Raw genomic sequence first — 24,302 nt, forward strand, 5'->3', positions numbered from 1 at the left:
GAGTAAAAAATAAGTGAAAAAGGATGACTGGCGCAAGCTGTGTTGCGCCAGTCGTCAGTCGTTCCATCAATTAGGAGAGAACTGCGGTATCCCAGAAACCTTGTTGCCGGGTGATGTCAGGCCAAGCTTTGAGTTCCGGCCAAACTTGGACGGCAGCGCCTTTGCTGGCTTTGACTTCGACTTTGGGGCTCGTTTTGACGGTTTTGGCAGCTACTTTGCGTTCCAAGCTGCGCAGTGATGCGGTCATCATAATGAAGCCTCCTTTCAAATTTTTATCGTCTCTTTCCGGTTCGGGAAAGGTGTGCTAGCATTCATCTGTTTTCTCTTGCTATGGTCTTATTGTAGCGCAGGTTTAGTTATAAGAGAAATACAAAAAAAGAATTGTGTATATTCAAATATGGAATAACTGAATGAAAAAAAGACGGCCCGCGTAGCCGTCTTTTCTCATTTATGCTGAAAGGTTTGTGCGAAGGTAAGCAGTTCGCGCGCGGCGTGCGACAGGTAACGGCGCTTTTTCCAGACCAGCGCCAGACGCAGGCAGATGGTCGGATCGCTGAGTGGTCGTGAGGCGATCTGCGCCGGATCAAGCGCTGCGCAGATCTTATGCGGCAAGAGCGCAATGCCCATGTTGGCGGCTACCATCTGCGTCATCAGCTCACGCTGCGCGGTCTCGAGCGCGATCGACGGCGAGAAGCCGGCTTTCTTGCAACAATCGATGATCATATCATGCAGTTTGTATTCGCTGCTGAAGAGGATGAACTGTTCTTTCGCCAGATCCTGAAGGACGAGCTGCGAACGCGAAGTCAAAGGATGACCGGGGTGAAGGATGACATCGAGCGGATCCTGTTCGAACCAGATGCGGTCATATTCATCGCTGGCGTCGTCCGGCGTGAAGAGACCGAGGTCCAAGAGACCGTCCTGAACGGAAGCCTCGACTTTTTTCGGCCCGGATTCATAGAGATGGATCTGAATCTGCGGATAAGCGCGGCGAAAAGCGCTCAACAGGTGTGAGAAGCTTGTTACCGCGGTAATCGGCGGAAAACCGATATGGATCGTGCCGGTTCGGATCTGCGTGAGCCCATCTAGCTGAGCCGTGAGATTTTGAAACGAGGAGACGATCTGCTGCGCCTGCTCGAGAATCGTTTCGCCGGCATCGGTCAACTCGACGTATTTGGTGCTTCGGTAAAAAAGCGTGACGTTCAGTCTGTTTTCCAAATCCTTGACCGCCTTACTGATCGACGGTTGTGAGACATGCAAGGTTTCCGCCGCCTTGCTGAAATTTTTCTGCCGGGCGACTTCGATGAAATAGGCAAGGTTTCGTATATCCAACGCAGCGTCCTCCTGCAATTTTTATTAGTACTCTTATTTTACAGGAAGTCAGCGGAAAATGAAACGGGCGTTGGCATATGCTTTAAAGCGGCGTATCGCACGTAAAATTAAAAGCCACTAGCCACTAGCCACTAGCCACTAGCCACTAGCCACTAGTCATTGCCCCAAGCGCTCGCGGCAGAACGAGGCAAGCGGCGTTTGACAGAGCAGATAGGCGAGCAGGCTGCCGCCGGTGGTGCTGATCAGAAACGGAATGATGAAGAAAAAAGCACCGACCTGCGAGCCAAGGAGGAATTTGGCGATCGGAAAGGCCAACAAGCCGCCGATCAGTCCGGTACCGATGATTTCGCCGAGGATCGCGCCCCAGATGCGCCCGGTTTTTTGGTACAAGAAACCGGCGCAGGCTGCGCCAATCATGCTGCCGGGGAACGCGAGCAAGGAGCCTGTGCCGAGCAGATTGCGCAGTAGTGAGGTGGTAAAGGCTGCACTGACCGCATAGCGAGTGCCGAGCAGCACGGCCAGCAGGACATTGATCGCATGCTGGATCGGAAAGCATTTGGCGATGCCGACCGGGATATAGACGATATGGGCGGAAAAGACGGCGATGGCGACGAATAAAGCGCTAAAAGTCAGTTGGCGTAGCGGCATGAGGGAGCCTCCTTTATGGTTGTTGTGAGCCGCGCTTTTGCGGCGAAAGTTTCGGGCGTCAGAGTGGAAATGGCGTCGAAGAGACGCAGGCGAAACGTGCCTAGTCCCTCGCCTTCCCGCAGTGTAGCCTGCGCCGTTTCGCCCGCCACGCCCATGACGGTGAGGCCGGTTATAGCACCGAGGAACGGATCGCCGCAGACTGCGCAGCAGGAAGCGATCAGCGCGCTTGCCATGCAGCCGGTACCTGTGATGCGAGAGAGAAAAGGATGTCCGTTGCTGATCAGACAGAGGCGATGCTTGTCGACGACGAGATCCTGTCTGCCGGTAACGCAAACAACACAGTCGAGACGCTGGGCCAAGTCGCGTGCGATTGCCGGAAGATCGTTGATTTCTTCGTCGTCGTCTTCCTGCGCGTCGACGCCTTTGATAACAGAGGCAAAGCCGGCCAGTTGTTTGATTTCGGAACGGTTGCCGCGAATCACGCTGAGCGGCAGGCAGCGAATGATCTCCTGTGCCGCGGCGCTGCGCAGCGCGGTCGCGCCGACGCCGACCGGATCAAAAATAATCGGAATGCCTTTCTCTGCCGCCGCCTGACCGGCCAAGAGCATGGCGGGCAGACGGCTGTGATCGAGCGTGCCGATATTTAGAACCAGTGCGTCGGCGGCGCTGCTCATTTCCGCCGCTTCGCCCGGGTCGTCAGCCATTACCGGCGACGCGCCGAGCGCCAGTGTGACATTGGCGCAGTCGTTGGCGGTGACGAAGTTTGTCAGTTGGTGGATCAACGGGTTTTGCGCCTGGACGCGCTCGAGCGCCTCGGCCAGCTGCTGCTTTAAGTTCATCCGGAATTCCTCCTGTGTTCATGGAATAAAATAAAAACAGCGCATCCAGAGAAAGATGCGCTGACGGCTTGTGAGTCGGCTGGCAATTCCTACGCTGGCATAATCCAGATCAGGTATAAGGGTCATGCACTTAGCGGTGCATTTCTCAGCCGGCGATACCGGCTCCCCTTGCCCATATTTAATTGTCTTAATCATAAAGCAGGCGGCGTAAAATTGCAACCGTACTTTACGCGGCAGGGATCGATTGAAAGAGATCAGCGGATCTCCAGCAGCTCTTTGCCGGTTCCGGCAGTCAGGTTAATGCAGCCGTCCGCCGAGACGACCACGGTGTCCTCGATCCGGACGCCGCCCCAACCGGGAAGATAGATGCCCGGTTCTACGGTGACCGGCGTGCCGATCGTCAGTATCCGGTCGCCGACCGGACTGAGGCGCGGTTCTTCGTGGATCATCAGTCCAAGACCGTGCCCAAGGCCATGACCGAATTGCTCGCCGTAACCGCCGCTGATGATGACCTGCCGCGCCGCGGCATCGACGTCTTTGCCGGTGATGCCGGGTTGGATTGCGGCGCAGCCGACTTCCTGCGCCTTGAGGACGAGGTTGTAGATTTCGAGCTGTTTTTCGCTTGCCGTGCCAAGGCAAAGCGTGCGCGTCATATCGGAATGGTAGCCTTTATACACTGCCCCGAAGTCCAGCGTCACCAATTCGCCTTCACACAATTCCTTTTCGCTGGCCACGCCGTGCGGCAGCGCACCGCGCGCTCCGGAGGCGACGATGAAATCGAACGCCTTGCCTTCTGCGCCGCGGCGACGCATTGCAAACTCGAGTTCCAGAGCGATGTCGCATTCTCTTGCACCGGGTTTAATCAGCGGCAGAATCTGCGCAAAAGCCTGCTGGCTAATTTCCATCGCCTGATGGATGAGGCGCAGCTCTTCGGCGTCTTTTTGCATGCGCAGCGACTCCAGGCTGCAGCTTTGCCAGGCAGATTCCGGCAATGCCGTCTTCAAGGCTTCAAAAGTATCGTGAACGACAAAGTCGCCTTCGAAGGCGATCGTCAACTTCTTGCCAGGATAGGCAGACGCCAGCGTTTCGGTCATGACCGGATAGGGCGAACCGCTGTAGCGCAGGATCGAAAAATCCGGCGCTTGCTGCGTGGCCTGCTCGACGTAACGAAAATCGGTTAGCAGCCAGGCCTGATCCGGTGTGATCAGGAGTTGGGCATTGCTGCCGCTAAAGCCCGAATAATAGCGGACGTTTTCTTTTTTGCTGACAAGCACAGCGTCGCAGGCGATGCCGGCTAAAAATTGACGCAAACGGTCGGTGCGGATGGACATCGGGAAACCTCCTTCGTATCGTGAAAAAACTTCATAAATGCTTCATTCGGCGTAGCCGGTTAAAATCCTGTGCTGCGGCGAAAAAGGGAAAGCCGGGCGCAGACGTTTGGCCTGCGCCCGGCTTTTCACGGGGCGGTTCATACGGATTCGGGCAGCGACTCCAGTTCTTCGACCGAAAGCAGATGATCCAACTTGAGAATGACCAGCAGACGTTCATCGATCTTGCCGACGCCGCTGATGTATTGGGCGTCCTTGGCGGAAACGAAAAAGGGCGCCGGTTCGATCTCGTCGGTGTCGAAGCGGACGATGTCGTTGACCTCGTCGACGATGAAGCCGACGCTGCCTTCCGACACCTGGACCAAAACAATCTTACTTTCCGGACTGATCTCGCGGTGCGGGATGTCCAGCTTGCTGCAGAGATTAAAAAGATAAATGATCTTGCCGCGTAAATTGATCATGCCGTCGATGCGCTGATCGTTGCCGGGCAGTTTTTGAATGGTGAATTTTTTTGCGCGAAGAATGCCGTTCGCCGATTCTGCGTCGATGGCAAATTCTCGGTTGCCGACTTCAAAAACAAGCAATTGGATGCGTGCCAAAGTACTCGCTCCTTTCAGTTTCAAGATGCGATCAAATGAAATTAATTTTGTTGCGTGAGTTTATAGAGTTGCTCGGATATTTCCGTCAGTTCGACGATGTTGTGTGCGACCTGGTCGATGGCCGACGCTTGTTGATTGATGATGATCGAGGTGGATTCGCCCATGCTGACGGTTTTATTGACCGACTGCGTGATGATGTTGGTAAACTCGCGGATTTTGCCGATCGTTTCCTTTGAATCGCCGGACAGTTTGCGAATCTCCTGCGCGACGACGCCGAAGCCGGCTCCGGCCTCACCGGCGCGCGCGGCCTCGATGGCGGCATTAAGGCCGAGCAGGCGCGTTTCGTCGGCGATTTCTTTGATGAATTCGATCACGTCGTTGATTTGCGCCGAGACGATATTTACGTTTTTAATTTCCGCGTTCAAGAGGCCTTGGTTGGTATTTACGTCGGTTGCGGAGGCGGCCAGCTCTTCGATCGTCGCGGAGATATTAGTCAGATTGTCATTGATCATTTGCGCCATATGGCGGAGGCGATATTTATACGCGCCGGCCTTGGAGATGGTATTGGCAACCAGATAGAGAAGCAAGGCGGCCGACTCGATGTTTTTGCGCGGCATGATCGGGATTTCCCGTACCGCAGCGACATACTCATCGGGATCGACGCCGATTTCCAGCGCGATCTTGCGGTATTTTTCTTCGACCGGCGGTTCGGTCAGCACCTGACCTCCCAGCATGGAGCCGATCTGGCGGCCCTCCAGCATGATCGGGCTGGCAAAGTCGATCAAGCCGGCGTGACATTCGTAAATCGCCGGTTTTCCGGTGCGCGCCGACTCTTCGCCGCCTTTGCGGTCGCCTTCCATGCAGCGTTTGCAGCCGACAGGCGACTGACGGGTGAAATCCATACAGAAGCGGGTGAAGTTGCTGGGCGACGTGACCGGCGTGCCGTCGATATCGACCGCGATGCTGGTGATGCCAAGGCTTTCCGCGAACGTGTTTTGAAACTGCTGCAGAAAGTCGAGGTCGATCACGTCTTCGATTTTGAGTTCGTCGAGATTGATGCTTGCCTGGGTAAGATTTTTTTCCATGTTGAACACACTCCCTGTTCAAAATAAGCTACAGGCTAACAATTCGTGAAAGAAGTCTTCGTGCCTTGAAAGAAAAAGGTGGAATTGTAGCAATGTTTTGTCAACTTTCGGTGGGGAAGAGGAGCAGGAAATAGTTGGCAAGCGGCGAAAATTAAAAAAGAATGTATGCGAGGAATAGGAAAATGGGAGGTTGCGTATGCAAAAACTGAAAAAAACACTCCTTGCGCTTTGTCTTGTCGCCGTCTGTCTGACCTTTTGGACAGCGGCCGCGACGGCCGAGGAAAATGGCGACCAAGTCGAACTGCAAATCGTGAGCGTCAATGATTTTCACGGCGCGCTGATTGAAAACGGAAAAAATCCCGGCGCGGCAAAACTGGCCGCTTATTTGAAAGCGTTGCGCGCCAAGAATCCGGACGGGACGCTGCTGCTGAGCGGCGGCGACATGTTTCAGGGCAGCGTGGAGTCGAATCTGCTCTACGGCAAGCCAGTCGTCGAATTCATGAACGAGGTTGCGTTCGATGCGATGGCTTTCGGCAACCACGAATTCGACTGGGGCATTGAACGCTTAGAGCAGCGGATCGCACAGGCGAATTTCCCTTATCTTGGCGCCAATATCCTGCTGAAAGACAGCGCTAAAGCGGCGCCGTTCGCCAAAGACTATCAGATGCTCGAACGCAAGGGCGTCCACATCGCGGTCATCGGCCTTGCGACGCCGCAGACTGCCTATATGACGAATCCGAAAGCGGTCGGCGCGTATCAGTTCGCCGATCCGGTGGAGCGCGCGAAGGCACTGCTGCCGCAGCTCAAGGCGAAGGGGGCGGATCTGGTCGTTGTCGTCTCCCATCTCGGCAGCTATCAGGATAAGGAAAGTCGTCTCATCAGCGATGACGCCGCACGCTTGGCGGCGGGCGTGCCGAGTTTGAACGCAATCGTATCCGGGCATACGCATCAGACGATCTTTGGCAAGGTCGGTGAAGTGCCGATCGTGCAGGCCTATTATTTCGGCCGTGCGGTAGGTGAGATCGATCTGACCTATGATAAAAAAAGCAGACAGGTGACGGCCAGCGTTGCCAAGGTCAGCGCACTGAATCCGGCGGAACTGACAGCCGACCCGGCTGTAGCCGCGATCGTGGCGAAAGCCGAAGCGGAGGTCGCGCCGATCAAGCAGGTGGTGCTGGGAGAAACGCTAAGGGAATTGCATCATGAGCGCAGCGAGCAAAATGTCTCGCTCCTCGGGCAATGGAGCAGCGACGTGCTGCGCGAAGCCGCCAAGGCGGACATCGCCTTTCAAAACGGCGGCGGTATCCGTACCAGCATTCCGGCCGGACTGATCAAGATGGGCAATCTGTATGAAATCATGCCGTTCGACAATACGCTCTTCACCGTCGATCTGACCGGCGAGCAGGTCATGCAGGTCCTGCAGTACGGCATTCATAACAGTAAGATCGGCATGTTGCAATATGCCGGACTCAAGGTGCAATACGACGCCAGTCTGCCGCCAGGGGAACGGATCGTCGCGGTGACGACGCTTGACGGACAGGCGCTCGATAAGAAGCGCGGCTATCGCGTCGCGACGAATGACTTCATGGCGCTCGGCGGTGACGGCTACAGCATGTTCAAAGAAGGCAAGAACCTAAAAGACAGCAACATACCGCTGCGCGATATCCTGGTGGAAAAGATCAAAGCGCTTAAGGTCATCGACTTCAGCGGCGATGATCGTCTCATCGAAATCCGAAGCGAAGCCGTCGGCCGACTTCCGGCAGCGGCATAAAGAGAAGGGTCTGTTGCAAAATGAGAGTAAAATCTTATTTTGCAACAGACCCTTCTTGTTATTCAGATTGATGAGCGAAAAAATCTTAGCTCTCTACCGATAAGGGTGAAGAGGCCTGGATGGCCGCGCTTTTTTCCTGGCGCAGCAGGAAAAAGCTGACCGCAAAGGCGAGGCTGAGTACGAAAGCGGCCAGGAAAATCACGCCGGGCCAGTTCCAACGGTGCAGGAAAAAGCCGCCTGCGCCGCCGATCACGCTGGCGCCGAGATAATAGAAGAGAAGATAGAGTGACGAGGCTTGCGCCTTGTCCTGCGCGGCGCATTTGCCGATCCAGCTGCTCACCACCGAATGGCTGGCGAAGAAGCCGAACGTGAAAACGGCCAGCCCGGTCAGTTTTAAAAAGAGCGGAGACAAGAGCGTGGCGAGCGCGCCGACCAGCATGATCGAAAGAGAACGGCAAAGGATACGCGAATGCCCGAGCTGATCGGCTTGGCGTCCCATGTAGGTGGAACTGAACGTGCCGACCAGATAAAGAAAGAACAGCGCGCCGATCGCGGTCTGACTGAGACTATAAGGCGGCGCCAGGAGCGGGTAACCGATGTAATTGTATAACGTGACAAAGCTGCCCATGATTGCAAAGCCGATCGCATATAGCGAGAGCAGGACCCGGTTTTGCAAGAGACGCAGCAGCGCCAGTGCCAGTTGACGCGGCGGTTTCGGCGACGCTTGGAAGCGCTGCGAGTTCGGCAGCGCCAGCCAAAAACCGAGGCTGGCTAAAAGCGTCAAAAGACCGAGTGAACCGAGCGCCAGTTGCCAGGAGAAATGATCGGTGATCGCGCTGACGGCCAGACGTCCGGCCAGTCCGCCGATCGAAGTGCCGCTGACGTAAATGCCCATGACGAGGCCGGTGATGCTTGGATCGAATTCCTCGTTGACATAGGCCATGGCGATCGAGGGAAAGCCGGCCAGCAGGACGCCCTGCAGCGCCCGGAAGAATAAGAGGTGGTTGAAGTCGTTGACAAAGGCGCTGGCCAGCGTCAAGAGCGAAGCGCCGCCGAGCGCGATCGCCATCGTGCGTTTGCGCCCGATCCGGTCGGACAATCCTGCCACGAGCAGCATCGAGAGAGCCATCGCCCCGGTCGGCAGCGACACGGATAAGCTGGCCCAAGAGGGAGACAACTGAAACTCGCGCGAGAATACCGGCAACAGCGGCTGCGTACAATAAAGCACGGCGAAACTGACCAGGCTGCCGGCGAAGAGCGCGGCAATCGCCCGGTAATAAGCGCGACTATCTTTAAGAATGTAAGCTTGCATAAAAAACACGGTCCTTTCACGCGGGTTATCCTTTTTCTTCTATCATAATAGGGAATAGTTCATGCGTCCAATGCATTGTTTACATTGAAATGATGCGTTATGATTATATAAAGGTGGTGAGCGAATGCAGTGGAGTCAATTTCAACAGTTCAAGACGGTTGCCAGACTGGAGAACATCACGCAAGCCGCGCTGGAACTGTCCGTTTCACAACCGGCGCTGAGCCGCTCAATGGCAAAGCTGGAAGAAGAGCTTGGCTTCGCCTTGTTTGAACGCGGCGGCAAGCGGATCAAACTAAGCGTTTGCGGCAGGATGTTCCTGCAGTATATCGAGCGGGCGATGCTTGAAATCGAGCAGGGGCGGGAATCGATCCGCGAGTACATCGACCCGGAACAGGGGACAGTCGCGCTCGCTTTTTTGCACTCGCTGGGAACGAACTTCGTGCCCAGTCTGGTTGGACGTTTTCGCAAGCTGCACCCTAAGGTGCAGTTCAAACTCTACCAAAACGGCACGGCGGCGTTGGTCAAACAGTTGCTCGGCGGTGAGATCGACCTATGCCTCTGCGCGGCGGTGGAAGAAGAAGGCATTGAATGGACGCCGCTCTTTAAGGAAGAACTGTTCATTGCCGTGCCGGCTGCGCATCCATTGGCGAAGTGCGCCAGCATCCGCCTCTGCGACATCGCGGAAGAACCGCTGATCACCTTTAAAGAACATTACGGCTTGCGGATCTTAAGCGACGCACTGCTGCGCAGCGCGAACATCGCCCCGGAAATCAAATTTGAAGGCGAAGAAATCATGACGGTCGCCGGTTTGGTCGAAGCGGGCTTGGGCGTGGCGATGATTCCGCATATTCATGGTCTCGAGCAAATGAAAATCGTCTTCCTGCCGATTGTCGAACCGGTCTGTTTCCGTACGATCGGCCTGGCGTGGCAACCGGGACGTTATATTTCACCCGCAGTCAAACAGTTCAAAGACTTCATCCTGCAGGAAGAGAAAAAGCAGCACAGCCTGAATTGAAATCGCTTTGCCACGACCGCTGCAGGCGGAAAAAACAAAACGCCGACGGATTTTGATTGACAAGGCGGGCGTATCTTGTGATAATGAATGCGCTTTACTATACTCATGGAGGATTTTACTATGTTACATGCATTTTCCCGCACGGAGCTGTTGATCGGCGAAGCGGGTTTAAAACGTTTGGCGGAAAGCACGGTGGCGGTGTTCGGCGTCGGCGGCGTCGGCAGTTTTGTCGTCGAAGCGCTGGCCAGAGCCGGCGTCGGACATCTGGTACTGGTCGATGACGACCTGATCTGTCTGACCAATCTGAACCGGCAGCTTCACGCGACGCGCGCCACGGTCGGTCAGGCCAAAGTGGAAGCGATGAAGGAGCGAATCCTTTCGATCAATCCGCAAGCGGTCGTAGAAACGCATAAAACCTTTTATTTGCCGGGGCAGGGCGATGCGCTGATCCGCGCCGACTATGACTATATTGTCGATGCGATCGATACGGTGACGGCCAAGATCGACATTATCATGCAGGCGGAGGAAAAAGGCATTCCGGTGATCAGCGCGATGGGCGCGGGCAATAAGCTCGATCCCGGCCAGCTGCGCGTCACCGATCTGTACAAGACGAAGACATGCCCGCTGGCTAAGGTGATGCGCAAGGAGCTGCGCGCGCGCGGCATCAAGGCATTAAAAGTCGTCTATTCCGAGGAGATCCCCCTGAAACCGCAGGGACCGGGCGCTAATTGTGACGGGCAGTGCGTCTGCCCGGAAGGTTCCGATCGCCATTGTCTGACGAAACGTCAGGTGCCCGGCAGCATTTCGTTTGTCCCGGCGACATCCGGCTTATTGATCGCCGGTGTTGTGGTACGCGATTTGTTAGAGAAATAATAAAAAGAAGCCGACTTTCATGCGAAAGTCGGCCTCTTTTTATGGTTTTTTATTCAATTTGGCGGCCTGCATGAAGAAACTCTGTAAACCGTTGACGATGCCCTGCGCCGCTTTCTGTTGGAAAGCCGGATCGCTCAATTGCTTTTCTTCATTGGGGTTGGAGATAAAGCCGAGTTCGATCAGCGCCGCGGGCATTCGCGTCCGTTTCAGCACGAAGAAGTTGGCGCTGGAAATACCGCGGTCGTCGAGTCCTCCGGCCGCTGCGGTCGAATTTTGCAGCGTTTGCGCCAGCAATTTGTCGTAGGGCGATTTTTCAAAATAAAAGGTTCCGGTGCCGCCGACGGAAGGATCGGAAAATGAGTCGGCATGAATGTCGACGAAGAGGTCGGATAAGTTACGGTTGCCGATCGCGGCGCGTGCGCCGAGTTCATCGGGTGCGCTGGCGTTAACGGCAAAGACGTCTTTATCGCTCTGGCGCGTCAGGATGACTTTCGCGCCGCTTTTTTCCAGCAGGCTTTTGACCTGCAGTGCGACCGCGAGCGTCACGTTCTTTTCCAGCGTTTTGCCGGGGCCGACCGCGCCGGGATCGCTGCCGCCGTGGCCGGGATCGAGCGTGATCGTCTTGCCTTTTAAGCCCGGCGTAAAGACAAGCGGCAACGGCAGGAGAGGTTTGGTGATCGTCAACACGATCTGGCCGGGTTTTTCCGCACCCGGCGGCTGGTTCGTCAGGCGGTAGTCTGCGGCCGTGATGCCTTTGACTAGTTGCAGCGTCAGTACGGTCGTCGACGCAGTCGGCGTCGTCAAAGAGATCGCTTTGGCGATTTTTCCGTCGGCTGTCAATCGTTTGGCTAACTTGGCCCCGCTGCTGCCGCTGATCGTCAGCTGCAGACGCGTCGGCTGCGGCAAAGTTGCGCTGACCTGAACCGGACCGTTGGCGTCGAGCGTCAGTTGCAGCGCATTTTCGCCGCTGGCGATGTCAAGCGGCGCCGTAAGGCGAAGATTTGTCAGCTGCATCGGTACCGGAGGCGTTTTTGAGCTAGGCATGCCTGCCTGGACAGACGGCGCATAGAGCAGGCAGAGAGCGAAAAGTAAGAAAAAAAGTAGCTTTTGCAAATGCATGACCTCCTATGCGTACGGATCATTGACCGGTGGTCAAATGCCAATTGTCGTAGATGACGGGAGCCAGCGTCTGCTGCTCTTTGATGTAATTGATGATCAGATTGCGCAGCTGTCCCTGGTCGCCGAAATTTTTCTGCGAATCGAAGAGGACGGTCGGACGGTGCGTCGCGTCAAAACCCAAGGCAGCCATGTAACCGCCGCCGCCGTTATAGCGGTAGTTGTTCAGCGCCAGAGTGAACGTATCGCTGTCGCTGACAGGCGCGCCGTTAAAGGTCAGCGCCTGAAGGCGTTCTCCTTCCGGCAGGCTGAGATCGAAGGTGTAATCCACTCCCTGAATCATATCATAGTTATAATCGCGCATACCATGATTATTCGTGCTGATCGCGCTGTCGCCGGGCTGCACTTGTTTGTAGAACGTCGCGGCGTGTTCCAAGTAGCGGCGCAGCTGAGCGCCGCTGATTTGAATGGTGTAGAGATAGTTTTCGTAAATGTAGAGCGCGTAGATGTTTTGCAGGCGGATGTCGCCGCGCGTGATGCGCGCTTCCGGATTGAACGTGGCGGCGGCGCTGAGCTGCGCGTGGCCGACCTGGCGCTGGATCCGATTGATGAGCGAAACGAGCGCGGTGTCCTGCAGCGTGCCGTTGACCGCGTCGAAGTCGCCGCTGGCTTTGGCGATCGTCGTGTTGAGATAGGCGACCGTAGCGTCATGATAGGGTTTGGCCAGCTGAAGGATTTCTTCATCTTCAACGACGTCCTTTGTCGGACGGTTTGCCGTCTGAATGCTGCTGATCTGCCAACGTCCATCCTGCCAAACCACGCCGAATTCCGCCGTGCCGAGAAATTTGCCCCAACAGTTCGGTTCCAGCACAGGTTTGTTTTTGATGAGTGAACGGTCATAAACGACATTGCGGTTGGCATCGCGGACCGGGTTGTCATTATCGAGCGTCTGGTGCTTATGTCCGGCGATGATTAAGCTGACTTCCGGACAGGCGGCTGCCAGTGCGGCAATCTGATTTTCGTTGCTGAAACTTTCTTCGCCGCTGATTTCGACGCCGGAGTGACTGGAAAGAATAATCAGATCGGTCTTGTCCTTGATCTCGGCTACGTAGCGGCGTGCCGCGGCAATCTGGTCTTCAAAGGCCAGACCGGAAAAATTGGCCGGATTCTCCCAGTTTGGAACGGCAGAAGTCGTCAGCCCAATCAATCCGACGCGCAGCGGTCGTCCGGCGACAGTGAACTGTTTGATGATGTAAGGCTTGAGTCTCGACCAGCAGCGGCCTGTCTTTGCATCGAGCGTGTTGGCCGAAAGGAGCGGGCAGGCCGAACCGGCGATCACTTTTTCCAAGAAAGCCCGTCCGTAGTTGAACTCGTGGTTGCCTAAGACGACCGCATCATAATGCATCGCGTTAAAGGCTTGGAACATCGGGTGAACCTGCCAGCTTTTGTCGACCGAACTGTAATAGGTGTCGAGCGGTGTGCCCTGCAGGATATCGCCATTGTCGATCAGGAGGCAATTCGGATTGGCCAAGCGTTCCTCTTTGACCAGTGTGCTGATTTTGGCTAGACCGAGTTCGGCCGCTTTGGCGGTGAAATAGTCCCACCCGACAAGATTGCCGTGCAGATCGGAGGTGACGAGAAGCTTGATCTTGTCGTCTGCCGCCTGCGCAAAAGAGGACGTGAGATGCGGCGCGAAAAACAGGACGCCGGCAGCGGTTGCACAAGAACGGAGAAATTGACGCCGCGATACGGCCGCCGTTAGTGAAAAGCGAGATTTTTTCATTTGAATCTCCTTTGTGCAGTGAAATGAATGTATTTACAAATTTCTCTATGTGAAGGGAGAAATTCCTGCTCTAGAGGAAGAAAAGAATGTGTTTGATCGAACTTACTTACAGTTTTAACGGGAAAATGGAAAAAAATGAAAATGGAGCGAAGGAAGGCGGAGGAAAGCAGAGGACGGCAAGGGAAGTCAACGGAGTTTGCAGATGATGTCAATCGGCGCGCGTTTACTCCAATCCCCGTCGGATAGCGAGCGATAGGGCGCGTTGCTTTGCCTGAGCGAGCTGCGATACAATAAAGGCAGAAAGTGTCTGCGCCGGATCTTCGCTCCTATTGAGCGGGAAAAACAAATTGCCGCGCGACTTCCTGTAACAGGAAGAGCGGTAGTTCGGTTGCAGAGCAGGTGTCTATGTTCTATTGGTTCATGCTGTTTGTTTCGATTTTGGCCGAGATTATCGGAACGAGCAGCCTCAAGTACTCCGGCGTGAATGCCGGTATTTTTGATTATCTGTTTTTATTTGCGATGGTTGGCGCAGCTTATTTTTTTCTTGCGAAGGCGATACAGGGAATGTCTTTAAGTCTGGCTTATGCGGTTTGGGAAGGCGTCGGCCTGATTACGATCGTTTTGATCGGCTGTCTGCTCTTTGACGAGACGCTTGAGCGAGAGAAAGTGCTGGCTTGTCTGGCGATTTTGGGCGGTATTGTTTTGCTGAATTTCGGGCGACGCAGAGAAGTTCCGAAAGGAGGACTGGCGAATGGACTTGGTATTTCTGGCTTCGGCCGTTTCGTTAGACGTGCTGGCCAATATTGTTTTAAAATATTCTGATGGCTTTCGGCGCAAGGGTCTTGGCTTTTTAGCGCTGGCTTGCATTATGGCCGCCTTTGCCTGCCTGGCGCAGGCGGTGCAGACGATTGAACTGAGTGTGGCTTACGCTCTTTGGGGGGCGGCGGGGCTTTGTCTCACTGCGGCGACGGACTTTATTTTGTTTGGCCAGCGTTTGAACCTTGTCGGCTGGCTGGGGCTTGGCCTGATGATATGGGGAATTGTGATTCTACATCGATTGAACTGAAGAAGCGCCTGTCGGACATGCTTGGTTGTTCGACAGGCGCTTTTACAATGTAGAGAACCGTCTAAACTTGACGCTGGCAGAGGTATCTGGTAGCATAGTCTTTGTTTCATAACGCAAGATTGAATGGGTAGATGGGAAGGCGATCGCATGGTTGAAAGAAGAAAGAAGCGTGGCTTGCTGCTGTTAGGCGGCTTGCTGCTCCTGGGGGTACTGGTTTTGTTCGGCAGCAGTCTGATCGACCGTTACAGTGGAGTCCCAGTCTTGAATTATCATGGCATCGAAGACCATGAGCATAATCCGCTGATGTTGGGCGTGGCCGATTTTGACCGGCAGATGGCCTATTTGGCGCAAGAGGGTTATCATTCGATTACGCCGAAGCAGCTTTTGGCGCATCTCGAACAGGGAGCGGAATTGCCGTCAAAGCCAATCCTGATCACTTTTGACGATGGTTACCGCAACAATTACGATAATGCATACCCGATTTTAAAGAAATATGGCCTGACGGCGACGATCTTTCTCGTGACCGATACGGTCGGGACGAACGATTGGTATCTGAACTGGCAGCAGGTGGAAGAAATGCGCAAAGCCGGTTTTGTCTTCGGCTCGCACACGCTGAACCACGTGCCGCTCAACGATTTGTCGCAAGATGAGATTCGCTTCCAATTGACGAAGTCAAAAGAAGGCATGCAGTGGAAACTTGATGTTCCGATCGATTACTTCGCCTATCCGACCGGCGCATATAATGAGACGGTCGGCGAACTGGTACGGGAAGCGGGCTATAAGGCGGCGTTCACGATCGATTTCGGCCGCGTCAAGGTCGGCGACAATCCGTATGCGCTGGATCGCATCCCGATCCTCAAGACGAAAAGCCCGTTTTATCATTTCTATACGCGGCTCAACTTTACCACGCTGATGGGGAAAGCCAAGCTGGCCAAGGAATGGGTGCTTGGTCCGAGCACATTGACGTTGTAAGAAAAAAGCTCCTGTTTTGGCAAAATCAGCTTTGCCAAGCGGGAGCTTTTCTTGTAAAGGCGTAGGTTTCTCAGGCACAAATGCTGCGGTTGCGTCCGGAATTCTTTGCCCGATAGAGCGCATCGTCGGTCCGTTTGAAAAATTCGGCGGCGCTTTCCTTTTTCTGCAGAGCGGCGATACCGATGCTTAACGTGACGTTGACGACAACGTCGGGATTCGGACGAAACGCCTGTGCGGCAAATTGGCGACGGATGCGTTCGGCGATCTGTAGCGCCTGTTCCTGCGTAGCGCCGGGCAAGAGCGCGATGAATTCCTCGCCGCCGTAACGAAAAGCACTGTCGCTGTCGCGTAAGAGAAACGTCAAGGTTTGCCCCAAGCTTGCCAGAACATGGTCGCCCTCCCAGTGACCGTACGTGTCGTTGTAATGCTTGAAGTTGTCGAGGTCGAGGATCAAAAGAGCAAGCGGCGCATCATTTTTGTGCGCAAAGGAGATGCATTCTTGCAAATGGCTTTGGAAGCTGCGCTTGTTCTGTAAGCCGGTCAATGCGTCGGTCAGGCTGAGCTGCTGGAAATGACGCATGCGTTCTTGCAGCAGACGCTGTTTTTCCTGGAGCAGGCGCAGCCGGTCGGCCAGCGCGAGCGCGAGCAAAAGAATCTCGGCCGCGGTCGCAGGCACGAGGATGATTGAGGAAAAAGCGGGCAAAGGCAGATAAGCCGAAAGAATCCAAATCAGGATGCCGCAAAATAAGATGAGCCAGGCGGCCAAGTAGAAACGAGCGGCGCGAAAACCCTGGCGCAGACGGAAGAGAGCCAGCGTGATCATGCTGAGCGGGCCGATAAGACCAAGCAGATGTGCGAGCTGGTTCGCGGCGATGTTCCAGGCGGCGATGCCGAACGCGCCTTGCAGCACAGCCAGGCCGATCAGAAAGCGCAGCCAGTTTTTCCAGCGTTGGTGGCTGTTGTTCAGGTGCAGGAACGCTTCAGCAAAGAGGAGCGAGGCAATGAAGGTGCCGGAGAGCAAGAGCCAAAAGAAAAAATTGCCTGCATGGTACGGATAGTTAAAGAGGAGGCGGGCGTGGCCCTGCACCTGCAATTGGTAGAGGAACATGCCTGCGACATAGAGGCAGTAATAAAGATGCGCCTTATCGTGCAGCGCGCGATAAATGAAAAGATAAAAGAGACCGGCCGTCAGCAAGATGCCGTAAAAAAGGCCGAAGACGAGGTAATCTTGATTGATCTTTTGCCAAAAGGCGGCCTCTTGCCAGACGAGGACAGGAAGACGCAACGCCGAAGTGCTGGAAAGACGCAGATAGACGTAGTCGCTGCTCGGATAGAGATAAAAGGCCCAGGTGTTAGAGAAAATCTCCCTGTTTTCGGCGGGGCGGTCGTTGCCGACCGCGAAATAACGGTATTGGCCGGGTGTCTTTGCGGGCAGATAGACATCGATGCGGTCGATGTTGCCGTTGGCGAGCTGGAGGATCTGCCGCGTCTCGCTGAGGGGTTCGTTTACACGGAAGCGCAGCCAATATACGCGATCGGAAATGCCGAGCGAAAGCGTGTCCTGCGTTAAAGGCGCAAACGGCTGAGCGGCGATCTGTGACCAGTCGGCAGCGCCGCTCGAATCCTGCCAGATTTCAAAGGTCTGCACGCTTTGCGGCGGCTGGGCCTTTGCCGACGGCAGGCAAAGGAAGAGGCCGAAGCAAAGGAAGAGAAGATTGCGCAATAAGCGTTCGAATGACAAAGTGACGCCCTCCTTAGGAGTTGACGCGTTTTAAAAGAATCTTGACTTAGAGTTCGGGTTAAAAGTGAAAAGTCCTGCCATAAAATAAGACGAAAGACCTAAAAGGCGGGACAAACAGAAAAAAGACGCTCCTAAAGCAGGAGCGTCTTTGCCTTCTTTTAAATGCCGTCGCCGTCCAAGCCGGAGGGACCGCTGCCGTTTCCTTCCCAGACCGATAAGTCATAGGGTGTTTCCTGATAGACATAATAGTTCAGCCAGTTGGCGAACATCAGATTGGCGCTGCTGCGCCAGAGGACCATCGGCGTCTGGCCGGGATCGTCGCCCGGATAATAGTTCTGCGGCACGGCGATCGGCAGGCCGAGAGCCGCGTCGCGGTCGTATTCGCCTTTCAGCGTCAACGGATCGTATTCGGAGTGGCCGGTGATGAAGAAGCGACGCTGCTTTAAATCGGCGACCGCATATACGCCGGACGTTTCCGATTCGGATAAGATGTCGAGCTGCGGGATCTTTTCGATGTCGCAGCGCCGGACTTCGGTGTGACGCGAATGCGGCACGTAAAAGACATCGTCAAAGCCGCGAAACAGCTTGTCCTGCTTGGTGAAATTCTTAGTGTGCGCAAATACGCCGAACATCTTTTGCGGCAAAGCGTGTTTGGGGATGCCGTAGTGGTAATGCAGCCCGGCCTGTGCGCCCCAGCAGATATGGAGCGTCGAATAGACGTTTTTTTTGCTCCAGGCCATGATCTGGCAAAGTTCATCCCAGTAGGCGACGTCCTCGAACGGCATCTGCTCGACCGGCGCTCCGGTGATGATCATGCCGTCGTATTTGCGGTGCCTGACGTCGGCGAACGTCTCATAAAACTTGACCAGATGTTCCTGCGGCGTGTTGGTCGGCGCATAGGTCGCCGTGTAGAGAAAATCGACTTCGACCTGCAGCGGCGAATTGCTGAGCAGGCGGAGCAATTGGGTTTCCGTTGCGATCTTTGTCGGCATCAGGTTAAGCAGCAAGATGCGCAGCGGACGGATGTCCTGCGCATAGGCGCGGCCTTCTTCCATGACAAAGACGTTCTCTTTTTCCAGCGTAGCGGCCGCCGGAAGGTGATTCGGAATCTTAATGGGCACGGATGCATTACCTCCTGTTCAACTGTTAGCCTGTGACGTGAAAGTGTAAACGGACAAAGGGGCAAACGGTGATTATTAGTTGATACTGTAACCTATCTGCCGCAGAGAGTCAAGAGAATCGTCGCGCGATGCTCGGCGTGACGCAAGAGGAAAACGTGAAGAGAGGATGAAAAGGAAGAAATGCTTCTCTATTATTCGGACGGACATTATAATGAAAGAAGGAATCGAGTGAAAATTCACGAAAATACCTGCGGGTGATTCGCATGGATTGACAAAAAATGATAAAAAGCTATATAATGTGCCGAGATATTGCAGCCGTGCTGCTGACAATAGGAGAACGGAACGATGAGAACTTTGAACTTGCTCTATCAAACGACGGATGCGCTGCGCGAGTATGTACTGGAAAACAAGATGGCGGAAAACGGGGAACAGTGCCTGGTGCAGATTTTCAGCGGCATCAATGACGCCGTGCTGATCGCGTCGCTGATCAAAGAGCTGAGAGGCTTGCTGCCGAACGCGCATATCCTTGCAGCGACGACGGCCGGGGAAATCATCGACTGCCGCACGGAGTCCTCTTCCATCGTCCTTTCTTTCAGTCTCTTTGAAAAGACGGTGCTTCGCTCGGCGCTAATGGAAGGCGACGACTCGTTCGCGCTGGGCAAAGCACTGGCGGAGCAATTGGTGAGCGATGACAGCAAGGTGTTGCTGCTCTTTGGCAATTCGCTGACGATCAACGGCAGCGAGATGCTGGAAGGCGTGGCAGAAGCCGGCGTGCATTTCGTCGTGGCCGGCGGTTTTGCCGGCAACAACGGCTTCTATACCAATACCTTTGTCTGCTGCAATGAACAGCTCAGCTACACCGGCCTGGCGGGCGTCTCTCTGAGCGGTGCGGCGCTTGAGGTCATCACGGAACGGAATTTCGGCTGGCAGCCGATCGGCAAGACGATGACGGTCACCAAGGCGAAGAAAAATCGCGTCTATACGCTCGATGGCCAGCCGACGCAGGCCGTTTATGAAAAATATCTCGGTCAGGAAGTGGCGCGCTACCTGCCGGGCAGCGCGACCGAGTTTCCGCTCTTGCTGCTTGATGACATGGTGGCGCGTTGCCCGCTGGCCATGCCGGAAGAGCGCGACGGCTCGCTGTATTTCATCGGCAATGTGCCGGAAGGGGCGAGAGTGGCTTTTTCCTGCGGCAACGCCGAGCAGATCATCCGCCGCTCGAATGAAATGTTTGACGATTGGGCCGACAAAAGACTGGAGGCGATCTTCATCTATTCCTGCACCGCGCGCTATATGTTCATGCAGCAGCGGGTAGCCGAGGAGTGGCAGGCGTTTCGCGGCATCGCGATGGCGGGTTTTTTCACCTATGGCGAATATTTTCAGACGCCGCGCAAGAAGAACGTCCTCTTGAATATCACGACGACGATTCTGGGCCTGTCGGAACATGGGATCTGCACCCGACCGCGCGAGGCGCCGCCCGAATACGTCAGCGGTTTTTCGGCCGATAACTTCGTGGACGGCAAGAAGAATATGGTCGTGACGATGCTCAACAATCTGCTTACCGCGGTCGTGAAAGATCTCGAAGAGTCGAACGCCAGACTGGCGGAAAAGAACCAGCGGCTCGAAGCGCAGGCTGAAAAGCTCAGAGAGTCGCAGGAAGCGATGATCCAGCGTGAAAAAGCGGTCAGCCTGGGGCATCTGATGGCCGGGATCGCGCATAATCTGAAGACGCCGCTGATGAGCAGTTCCGGCGGTCTCTCACTGATCCGAAAGCTCGTCGGCCAGCTGGCCTGCTTCCCCGGAAATCTGGGACTGGTCAAGGAAATCGAGAGCTGGATCGGCGAAATTTACGAAAGCCTGCGCTACATTTCCGACGTGATTAACACGGTCAACGGTTATGTGGTCAATCCTTCCAAAGCGCAGTACGACTACGAGATCGATTTGCCGGACGTGGCCAGACGGGTCGGCATCTTGCTGCAGCATGAACTGAAGCAAAAAAAATGCCGTCTGGATTTAGTGATGGATTCCGAAGTGAACCGGGTGCGCCTGCGCAGCCATGAAAATGACCTGATCCAGGTATTGACGGTGCTGGTCAACAATGCCGGTGATGCGTATAAAGGAAAAGGCGGCGCCGTCAAGGTGCTGATGGCGATCAAATGGAGCCGGCTGGTGATCCGGGTCGAGGACGAGGGCTGCGGCATCAGTCCGGAAGTCGCGGCCAAGCTGTTTCGCGAGATGATTACGACCAAAGGGAAACACGGCACCGGGCTTGGACTTTATACGACCTATTCGATCATCCGCGGCCGTTTTCATGGCAGCATTTCATTTGCCACTTCGAAGAACGGGACGCAGTTTACCTTAGAATTGCCGCTGGCAGAGGAGCGAGGATGAAAATGGCGAAGAAAAAATTTAAGATCATGATTTTGGATGATGACAAGGCGCTGGTTCGTGTTTTGGCAGCGCATCTGGCGGATTATGAAACTGTGGGACTTACTGATGAGAGCGAGGCGCTCGAGCGTTTGCGCACGGAGGAGTTCGACCTCTTGATTCTCGATTATCTGCTGACGGACAGCAACGGCGAAGTGGTCGTCAAAAAGATTCGCGAATTCAATCAGAATCTGTATATTTTGCTTTTGACCGGCTGCGGGCCGAATACGCTGGAGCCGATGGAAGCATTAAAGGAATGGGACATTCAATTTTACTGCGAGAAAAGCGCGGACATCGAGCGGACGATGTTGATCATCGAAAGCGCGATCAAGAGCATCGTCTTTCTGCGCGGCAAACGGGTCTCGTTTGCCGATCGGCTGAAGGAAATGCGCGCACGGCATGGCCATAGCCAGGAACAGCTGGCGCAGATGGTCGGCGTCAAGCGCAGCGCGGTCGCGAACTGGGAACAGGGCGGTGAAGTCACGCTGGAAAATCTGAAACGTTTGTGCGCGATTTATCGCGTCAGCATGGACTACATGATCGGCAATATTTTTTAAAAAAACGCAAGCGCTGCAGCTTCGGCTGCGGCGTTTGCGTTTTTTTGCCTTCGGGGCAGGGATTGAAGGCGCGAAAGAGGAATCATTTATAATTAGCAGATAATTCCGCTCTTTAGTCTGAGCAAATAAAGCAGCAAGGAGGAGTTTCGATGCAGCAAGCGCTTAGCGAAGCAAAAGGGGAAACGAAGAAACGGGTGCGGGAACGCTTATATTTTTTTGATAATTTACGTACGGCGATCATCCTGCTGGTCATCGTCTTTCATGTCGCGATCAGTTTCATGCATAAACCGCCGCAGTGGTGGTATGTCATTGACACGCAAAACAGCAAGCTCTTCGATCTGTTCGTCATGCTTGCCGACGTCTTCATCATGCCGGTCCTCTTCCTTACCGCCGGCTATTTCGCGTTGCCCGCGCTGCTGCGCAAAGGCGGCAGCGCTTTTTGGCGGAGCAAGGGGCTGCGCATCGTACTGCCCTGGCTTTGCGGCGTGATGCTGTTTGCGCCGTTGATCACTTATATGATCTATTTCAGCCGTACCCCGACGCCGCCGCCTTATATTCCTTACTGGAGCGAAAAGTTTTTTCTTTCGCAGGATTATAACCAGGCACATTATTGGTTTTTAGGCGCGCTGGCCTGGTTCTACGCGGCACTGACCGCCGCTTTTTATCTGAAGCCAAAACGTTTTTATCCCAGCAAGTCGCCGCAGCATCCGACGACTCGCGCCTTTATCCTGTTCGGTTTCGTGACCGCAGGCGGTTTTCTGGTCGGCAATCTCTTTATGCCGGCCGATGCCTGGTTTCACAAACTGTATGTGTTTTCCTTCCAGCCCAGTCGCGTTTTCTTGTGCTTCGCCTATTTCTGCCTTGGCGTCTATGCGTGGAAAAAGCGCTGGTTTACGGCGAAAGGCTATCAGCCGGCCTTGCGAAACTGGCTGCCGCTGACAGGTCTGTCATTAATGGTTTTTGTCGCGTACCGTCTGGCTTTCACCTTAGAAACGCCGGTACCGCTTTTATTTAAAGTCGGACATGGAATCGTCCATGCGTTCTTTTGCCTGGCGATGACGTTTGCGTTACTGGCCGCATTCCGAACTTACGGCAACGGAGCGGGTCCGGTCTGGCGCAATCTGGCGAAGAATTCGTACGGCATCTACTATATCCATCAGTTTTTCGTTCTGGCGTTGACTTATGTCGTGCAGAAATGGACGGTGTCGGTCTGGTTGAAATATAGCGGCGTATCGCTGACTGCGCTGCTGTCGTGCTGGCTTTGCGCGGAACTGATTCGTCGCTTTTTGCCGCGCGAAAGTTGAAGCGAAGAAAAGAGCGACGCAGAGCAGAAAAAAACCTTTCGCTGGCAGCGAAAGGTTGGCGTTAAAATGGGAGCGACCGCCTGCTCGGGAGGGAACAGGCGGTCAAGTAAATGGGGATTACACTGACATCAGTATAGCATGCAAAAGCGCGTGGCTGCAATTATCCTCACGGGGAAAAAAGAAAGTGAAACTGACGCTTTTAATAGTCGTGAGAAGCTAATTGACTTGCCGCGATTAGGGGGAAAGGCGCGTTGGCACTGAAAAAGCAGGAATTGTCACTCGAAACGAGAATGATATAGCAGTTGAACGCGTATGGATATTGGCAAAGGAGGGGAAGTCTGAGCATGAAGCTGTTGCAAAAAGTTGCAAGCATAGGACTGTTTTTATTGGTTTTAGCGGGATTCTGTCTGCCGAGCACGCCAGTACAGGCTGCGGAAGCGGATATGGTTCAAGTCGGCGTGCATCTGACGATTGAGAATCCGGATTATTTTTGGAAATACCCGTTTTGGGGACGGCCAATGGATAGCATTCGCGTCTATGGCCTGGGTAAGACCGTTTATATTTCCAGTCAGTCAGCCGGGGAGACGCTGCTCTTTGATGTGCCGAAAGGCTATAAGCTGAAACTGGCGCTTGCTTTCCAAAGCGGCGGGACGACGCTGAAGGAAATGAACTATCTAACCGACTGGGGCGCTAGCGAATCGAACCACAGCGTCAGCATTCGATTGACGGCGCCGGAACCCGCGCCGATTCAGATCAAGGTTTCGGATTTGGAAACGCTGAAATAACAAGAGTTTTGTCAAAGGAGGATTCGGACAATGGAACGCTGCAACGAAGAAAACTGCACTTGCCCGAAAAAGGAATGTGAACGCCACGGCAAGTGCTGCGCCTGCATCAATTTTCACCGCGACAAGAACAATAAAGTGTTCTGCATGCGCGATAAAGAGGAATAAGAAGACGCCCTGGCTGAACTGCCGGGGCGTCTTTTCTGTCGCGGGCAGCGTGGGCGGGAGACAGCGTGGCAGAGCGAGCTGTGGAGGAACTATCCGAGTGCGTGTCGAATCGAGTCTAGGAGAGAAACCGGTTGATGCTGCGGGATGACGCAAGAGAAATCTTTGCGCTTGTAGCGCGCACAGGGGGCGGAAATATGCAGACAGGATTGTATCGGCATTATAAAGGAAAGGATTACCGCGTGCTCGGCGTCGCTAGGCACAGCGAAACGCAGGAAGAATTGGTCGTGTATCAGGCGCTATACGGCGAAGGCGGTTTGTGGGTTCGGCCGAAGGCGATGTTCCTGGAAATGGTCGTGCTCGATGGCGTGCGCGTGCCGCGCTTTGCCAAAGTGCCGGAGTAGGCGGCTGAGAACAATGAGGTTGTAAAAAAATACCAAATTGAGCAGGGGATCGGCGGCCGGATGTG

General features: G+C 54.6%; 24 protein-coding genes and 1 riboswitch. Of the genes, 12 read left to right on the forward strand and 12 right to left on the reverse strand.

Features of this window, described 5'->3' with window-relative positions:
- Nucleotides 1–70: 70 nt before the first annotated feature.
- The 7 genes from QTL79_RS14370 to QTL79_RS14400 all read right to left on the reverse strand — a co-directional run bounded on the left by QTL79_RS14370 (nt 71) and on the right by QTL79_RS14400 (nt 5,828).
- The gene (locus tag QTL79_RS14370) at nt 71–250 is read right to left on the reverse strand and encodes a hypothetical protein (protein ID WP_346355661.1); all 180 of its coding nucleotides are present in this window, start codon (nt 248–250) and stop codon (nt 71–73) included.
- Between the two features lie 194 nt (nt 251–444).
- Nucleotides 445–1,329, reverse strand: coding sequence for a LysR family transcriptional regulator (locus QTL79_RS14375; protein ID WP_346355662.1), 885 nt, complete (start codon nt 1,327–1,329; stop codon nt 445–447).
- Between the two features lie 156 nt (nt 1,330–1,485).
- Nucleotides 1,486–1,977 (reverse strand): energy coupling factor transporter S component ThiW, encoded by a 492-nt coding sequence (thiW, locus tag QTL79_RS14380; protein WP_346355663.1) that lies wholly within the window; start codon nt 1,975–1,977, stop codon nt 1,486–1,488.
- Nucleotides 1,959–2,816 carry a hydroxyethylthiazole kinase gene (gene thiM, locus QTL79_RS14385; protein ID WP_346355664.1) on the reverse strand — a complete coding sequence of 286 codons (858 nt, stop codon included), beginning with the start codon at nt 2,814–2,816 and terminating at the stop codon, nt 1,959–1,961. Before thiM ends, thiW begins: the two co-directional genes overlap by 19 nt.
- A 68-nt stretch (nt 2,817–2,884) precedes the next feature.
- A riboswitch (TPP riboswitch) is annotated at nt 2,885–2,995 on the reverse strand.
- 75 nt (nt 2,996–3,070) lie between these two features.
- Nucleotides 3,071–4,147: a M24 family metallopeptidase gene (locus QTL79_RS14390; RefSeq protein WP_346355665.1), complete on the reverse strand. Its 1,077-nt coding sequence runs from the start codon at nt 4,145–4,147 to the stop codon at nt 3,071–3,073.
- Nucleotides 4,148–4,284: 137 nt separating this feature from the next.
- Nucleotides 4,285–4,743 (reverse strand): chemotaxis protein CheW, encoded by a 459-nt coding sequence (locus tag QTL79_RS14395; protein WP_346355666.1) that lies wholly within the window; start codon nt 4,741–4,743, stop codon nt 4,285–4,287.
- A 41-nt stretch (nt 4,744–4,784) separates the two neighbouring features.
- Nucleotides 4,785–5,828, reverse strand: coding sequence for a PocR ligand-binding domain-containing protein (locus tag QTL79_RS14400; protein WP_346355667.1), 1,044 nt, complete (start codon nt 5,826–5,828; stop codon nt 4,785–4,787).
- A 196-nt stretch (nt 5,829–6,024) separates the two neighbouring features.
- Between QTL79_RS14400 and QTL79_RS14405 the strand changes: the two genes are divergently transcribed.
- Nucleotides 6,025–7,599 carry a bifunctional metallophosphatase/5'-nucleotidase gene (locus QTL79_RS14405; protein ID WP_346355668.1) on the forward strand — a complete coding sequence of 525 codons (1,575 nt, stop codon included), beginning with the start codon at nt 6,025–6,027 and terminating at the stop codon, nt 7,597–7,599.
- Between the two features lie 85 nt (nt 7,600–7,684).
- On the opposite strand, the gene QTL79_RS14410 is transcribed toward QTL79_RS14405, so the two are convergent.
- Nucleotides 7,685–8,911 (reverse strand): MFS transporter, encoded by a 1,227-nt coding sequence (locus QTL79_RS14410; RefSeq protein ID WP_346355669.1) that lies wholly within the window; start codon nt 8,909–8,911, stop codon nt 7,685–7,687.
- 124 nt (nt 8,912–9,035) lie between these two features.
- On the opposite strand from QTL79_RS14410, the gene QTL79_RS14415 reads away from it, so the two are divergent.
- Nucleotides 9,036–9,926: a LysR family transcriptional regulator gene (locus tag QTL79_RS14415; RefSeq protein ID WP_346355670.1), complete on the forward strand. Its 891-nt coding sequence runs from the start codon at nt 9,036–9,038 to the stop codon at nt 9,924–9,926.
- 120 nt (nt 9,927–10,046) lie between these two features.
- Entirely contained in the window at nt 10,047–10,799 is a 753-nt protein-coding gene (locus QTL79_RS14420; RefSeq protein WP_346355671.1) for a tRNA threonylcarbamoyladenosine dehydratase, read from the forward strand.
- Nucleotides 10,800–10,838: 39 nt separating this feature from the next.
- Here the strand turns inward: QTL79_RS14420 and QTL79_RS14425 are convergent, their stop codons facing one another.
- Together QTL79_RS14425 and QTL79_RS14430 are read right to left on the reverse strand one after the other, a co-directional pair.
- Nucleotides 10,839–11,912, reverse strand: a complete 1,074-nt coding sequence (locus QTL79_RS14425) for an N-acetylmuramoyl-L-alanine amidase family protein (RefSeq protein ID WP_346355672.1) — start codon at nt 11,910–11,912, stop codon at nt 10,839–10,841.
- Nucleotides 11,913–11,937: 25 nt separating this feature from the next.
- A complete protein-coding gene (locus QTL79_RS14430) occupies nt 11,938–13,698 on the reverse strand; it encodes a bifunctional metallophosphatase/5'-nucleotidase (protein ID WP_346355673.1) in 1,761 nt (586 codons plus the stop codon).
- Nucleotides 13,699–14,103: 405 nt separating this feature from the next.
- Here QTL79_RS14430 and QTL79_RS14435 point away from each other — a divergent pair, with 405 nt between their 5' ends.
- From QTL79_RS14435 to QTL79_RS14445, 3 genes are all read left to right on the forward strand, one after another.
- Complete coding sequence (locus QTL79_RS14435; RefSeq protein WP_346355674.1) at nt 14,104–14,520, forward strand: SMR family transporter; 417 nt, start codon at nt 14,104–14,106, stop codon at nt 14,518–14,520.
- The gene (gene mdtI, locus QTL79_RS14440) at nt 14,450–14,764 is read left to right on the forward strand and encodes a multidrug/spermidine efflux SMR transporter subunit MdtI (RefSeq protein WP_346355675.1); all 315 of its coding nucleotides are present in this window, start codon (nt 14,450–14,452) and stop codon (nt 14,762–14,764) included. Before QTL79_RS14435 ends, mdtI begins: the two co-directional genes overlap by 71 nt.
- A gap of 147 nt (nt 14,765–14,911) precedes the next feature.
- Nucleotides 14,912–15,736, forward strand: coding sequence for a polysaccharide deacetylase family protein (locus QTL79_RS14445; RefSeq protein WP_346355676.1), 825 nt, complete (start codon nt 14,912–14,914; stop codon nt 15,734–15,736).
- 70 nt (nt 15,737–15,806) lie between these two features.
- Here the strand turns inward: QTL79_RS14445 and QTL79_RS14450 are convergent, their stop codons facing one another.
- Both QTL79_RS14450 and metA read right to left on the reverse strand, forming a co-directional pair.
- A complete protein-coding gene (locus QTL79_RS14450; protein ID WP_346355677.1) occupies nt 15,807–17,477 on the reverse strand; it encodes a sensor domain-containing diguanylate cyclase in 1,671 nt (556 codons plus the stop codon).
- 158 nt (nt 17,478–17,635) lie between these two features.
- The gene (gene metA, locus QTL79_RS14455) at nt 17,636–18,598 is read right to left on the reverse strand and encodes a homoserine O-acetyltransferase MetA (protein WP_346355678.1); all 963 of its coding nucleotides are present in this window, start codon (nt 18,596–18,598) and stop codon (nt 17,636–17,638) included.
- A 345-nt stretch (nt 18,599–18,943) separates the two neighbouring features.
- On the opposite strand from metA, the gene QTL79_RS14460 reads away from it, so the two are divergent.
- The 6 genes from QTL79_RS14460 to QTL79_RS14485 all read left to right on the forward strand — a co-directional run bounded on the left by QTL79_RS14460 (nt 18,944) and on the right by QTL79_RS14485 (nt 24,237).
- Nucleotides 18,944–20,989 (forward strand): FIST N-terminal domain-containing protein, encoded by a 2,046-nt coding sequence (locus QTL79_RS14460; protein WP_346355679.1) that lies wholly within the window; start codon nt 18,944–18,946, stop codon nt 20,987–20,989.
- A 2-nt stretch (nt 20,990–20,991) separates the two neighbouring features.
- Nucleotides 20,992–21,582: a helix-turn-helix domain-containing protein gene (locus QTL79_RS14465; protein WP_346355680.1), complete on the forward strand. Its 591-nt coding sequence runs from the start codon at nt 20,992–20,994 to the stop codon at nt 21,580–21,582.
- A gap of 149 nt (nt 21,583–21,731) precedes the next feature.
- Nucleotides 21,732–22,886 (forward strand): acyltransferase family protein, encoded by a 1,155-nt coding sequence (locus QTL79_RS14470; RefSeq protein WP_346355681.1) that lies wholly within the window; start codon nt 21,732–21,734, stop codon nt 22,884–22,886.
- Between the two features lie 344 nt (nt 22,887–23,230).
- A complete protein-coding gene (locus QTL79_RS14475) occupies nt 23,231–23,671 on the forward strand; it encodes a hypothetical protein (protein ID WP_346355682.1) in 441 nt (146 codons plus the stop codon).
- 30 nt (nt 23,672–23,701) lie between these two features.
- Nucleotides 23,702–23,836: a hypothetical protein gene (locus QTL79_RS14480; protein WP_346355683.1), complete on the forward strand. Its 135-nt coding sequence runs from the start codon at nt 23,702–23,704 to the stop codon at nt 23,834–23,836.
- A gap of 194 nt (nt 23,837–24,030) precedes the next feature.
- Entirely contained in the window at nt 24,031–24,237 is a 207-nt protein-coding gene (locus tag QTL79_RS14485; RefSeq protein WP_346355684.1) for a DUF1653 domain-containing protein, read from the forward strand.
- The last annotated feature ends 65 nt before the right edge of the window (nt 24,238–24,302 follow it).

The sequence above is a fragment of the Azotosporobacter soli genome (genome assembly GCF_030542965.1).
Classification (GTDB): Bacteria; Bacillota; Negativicutes; order SG130; family SG130; genus Azotosporobacter; species Azotosporobacter soli.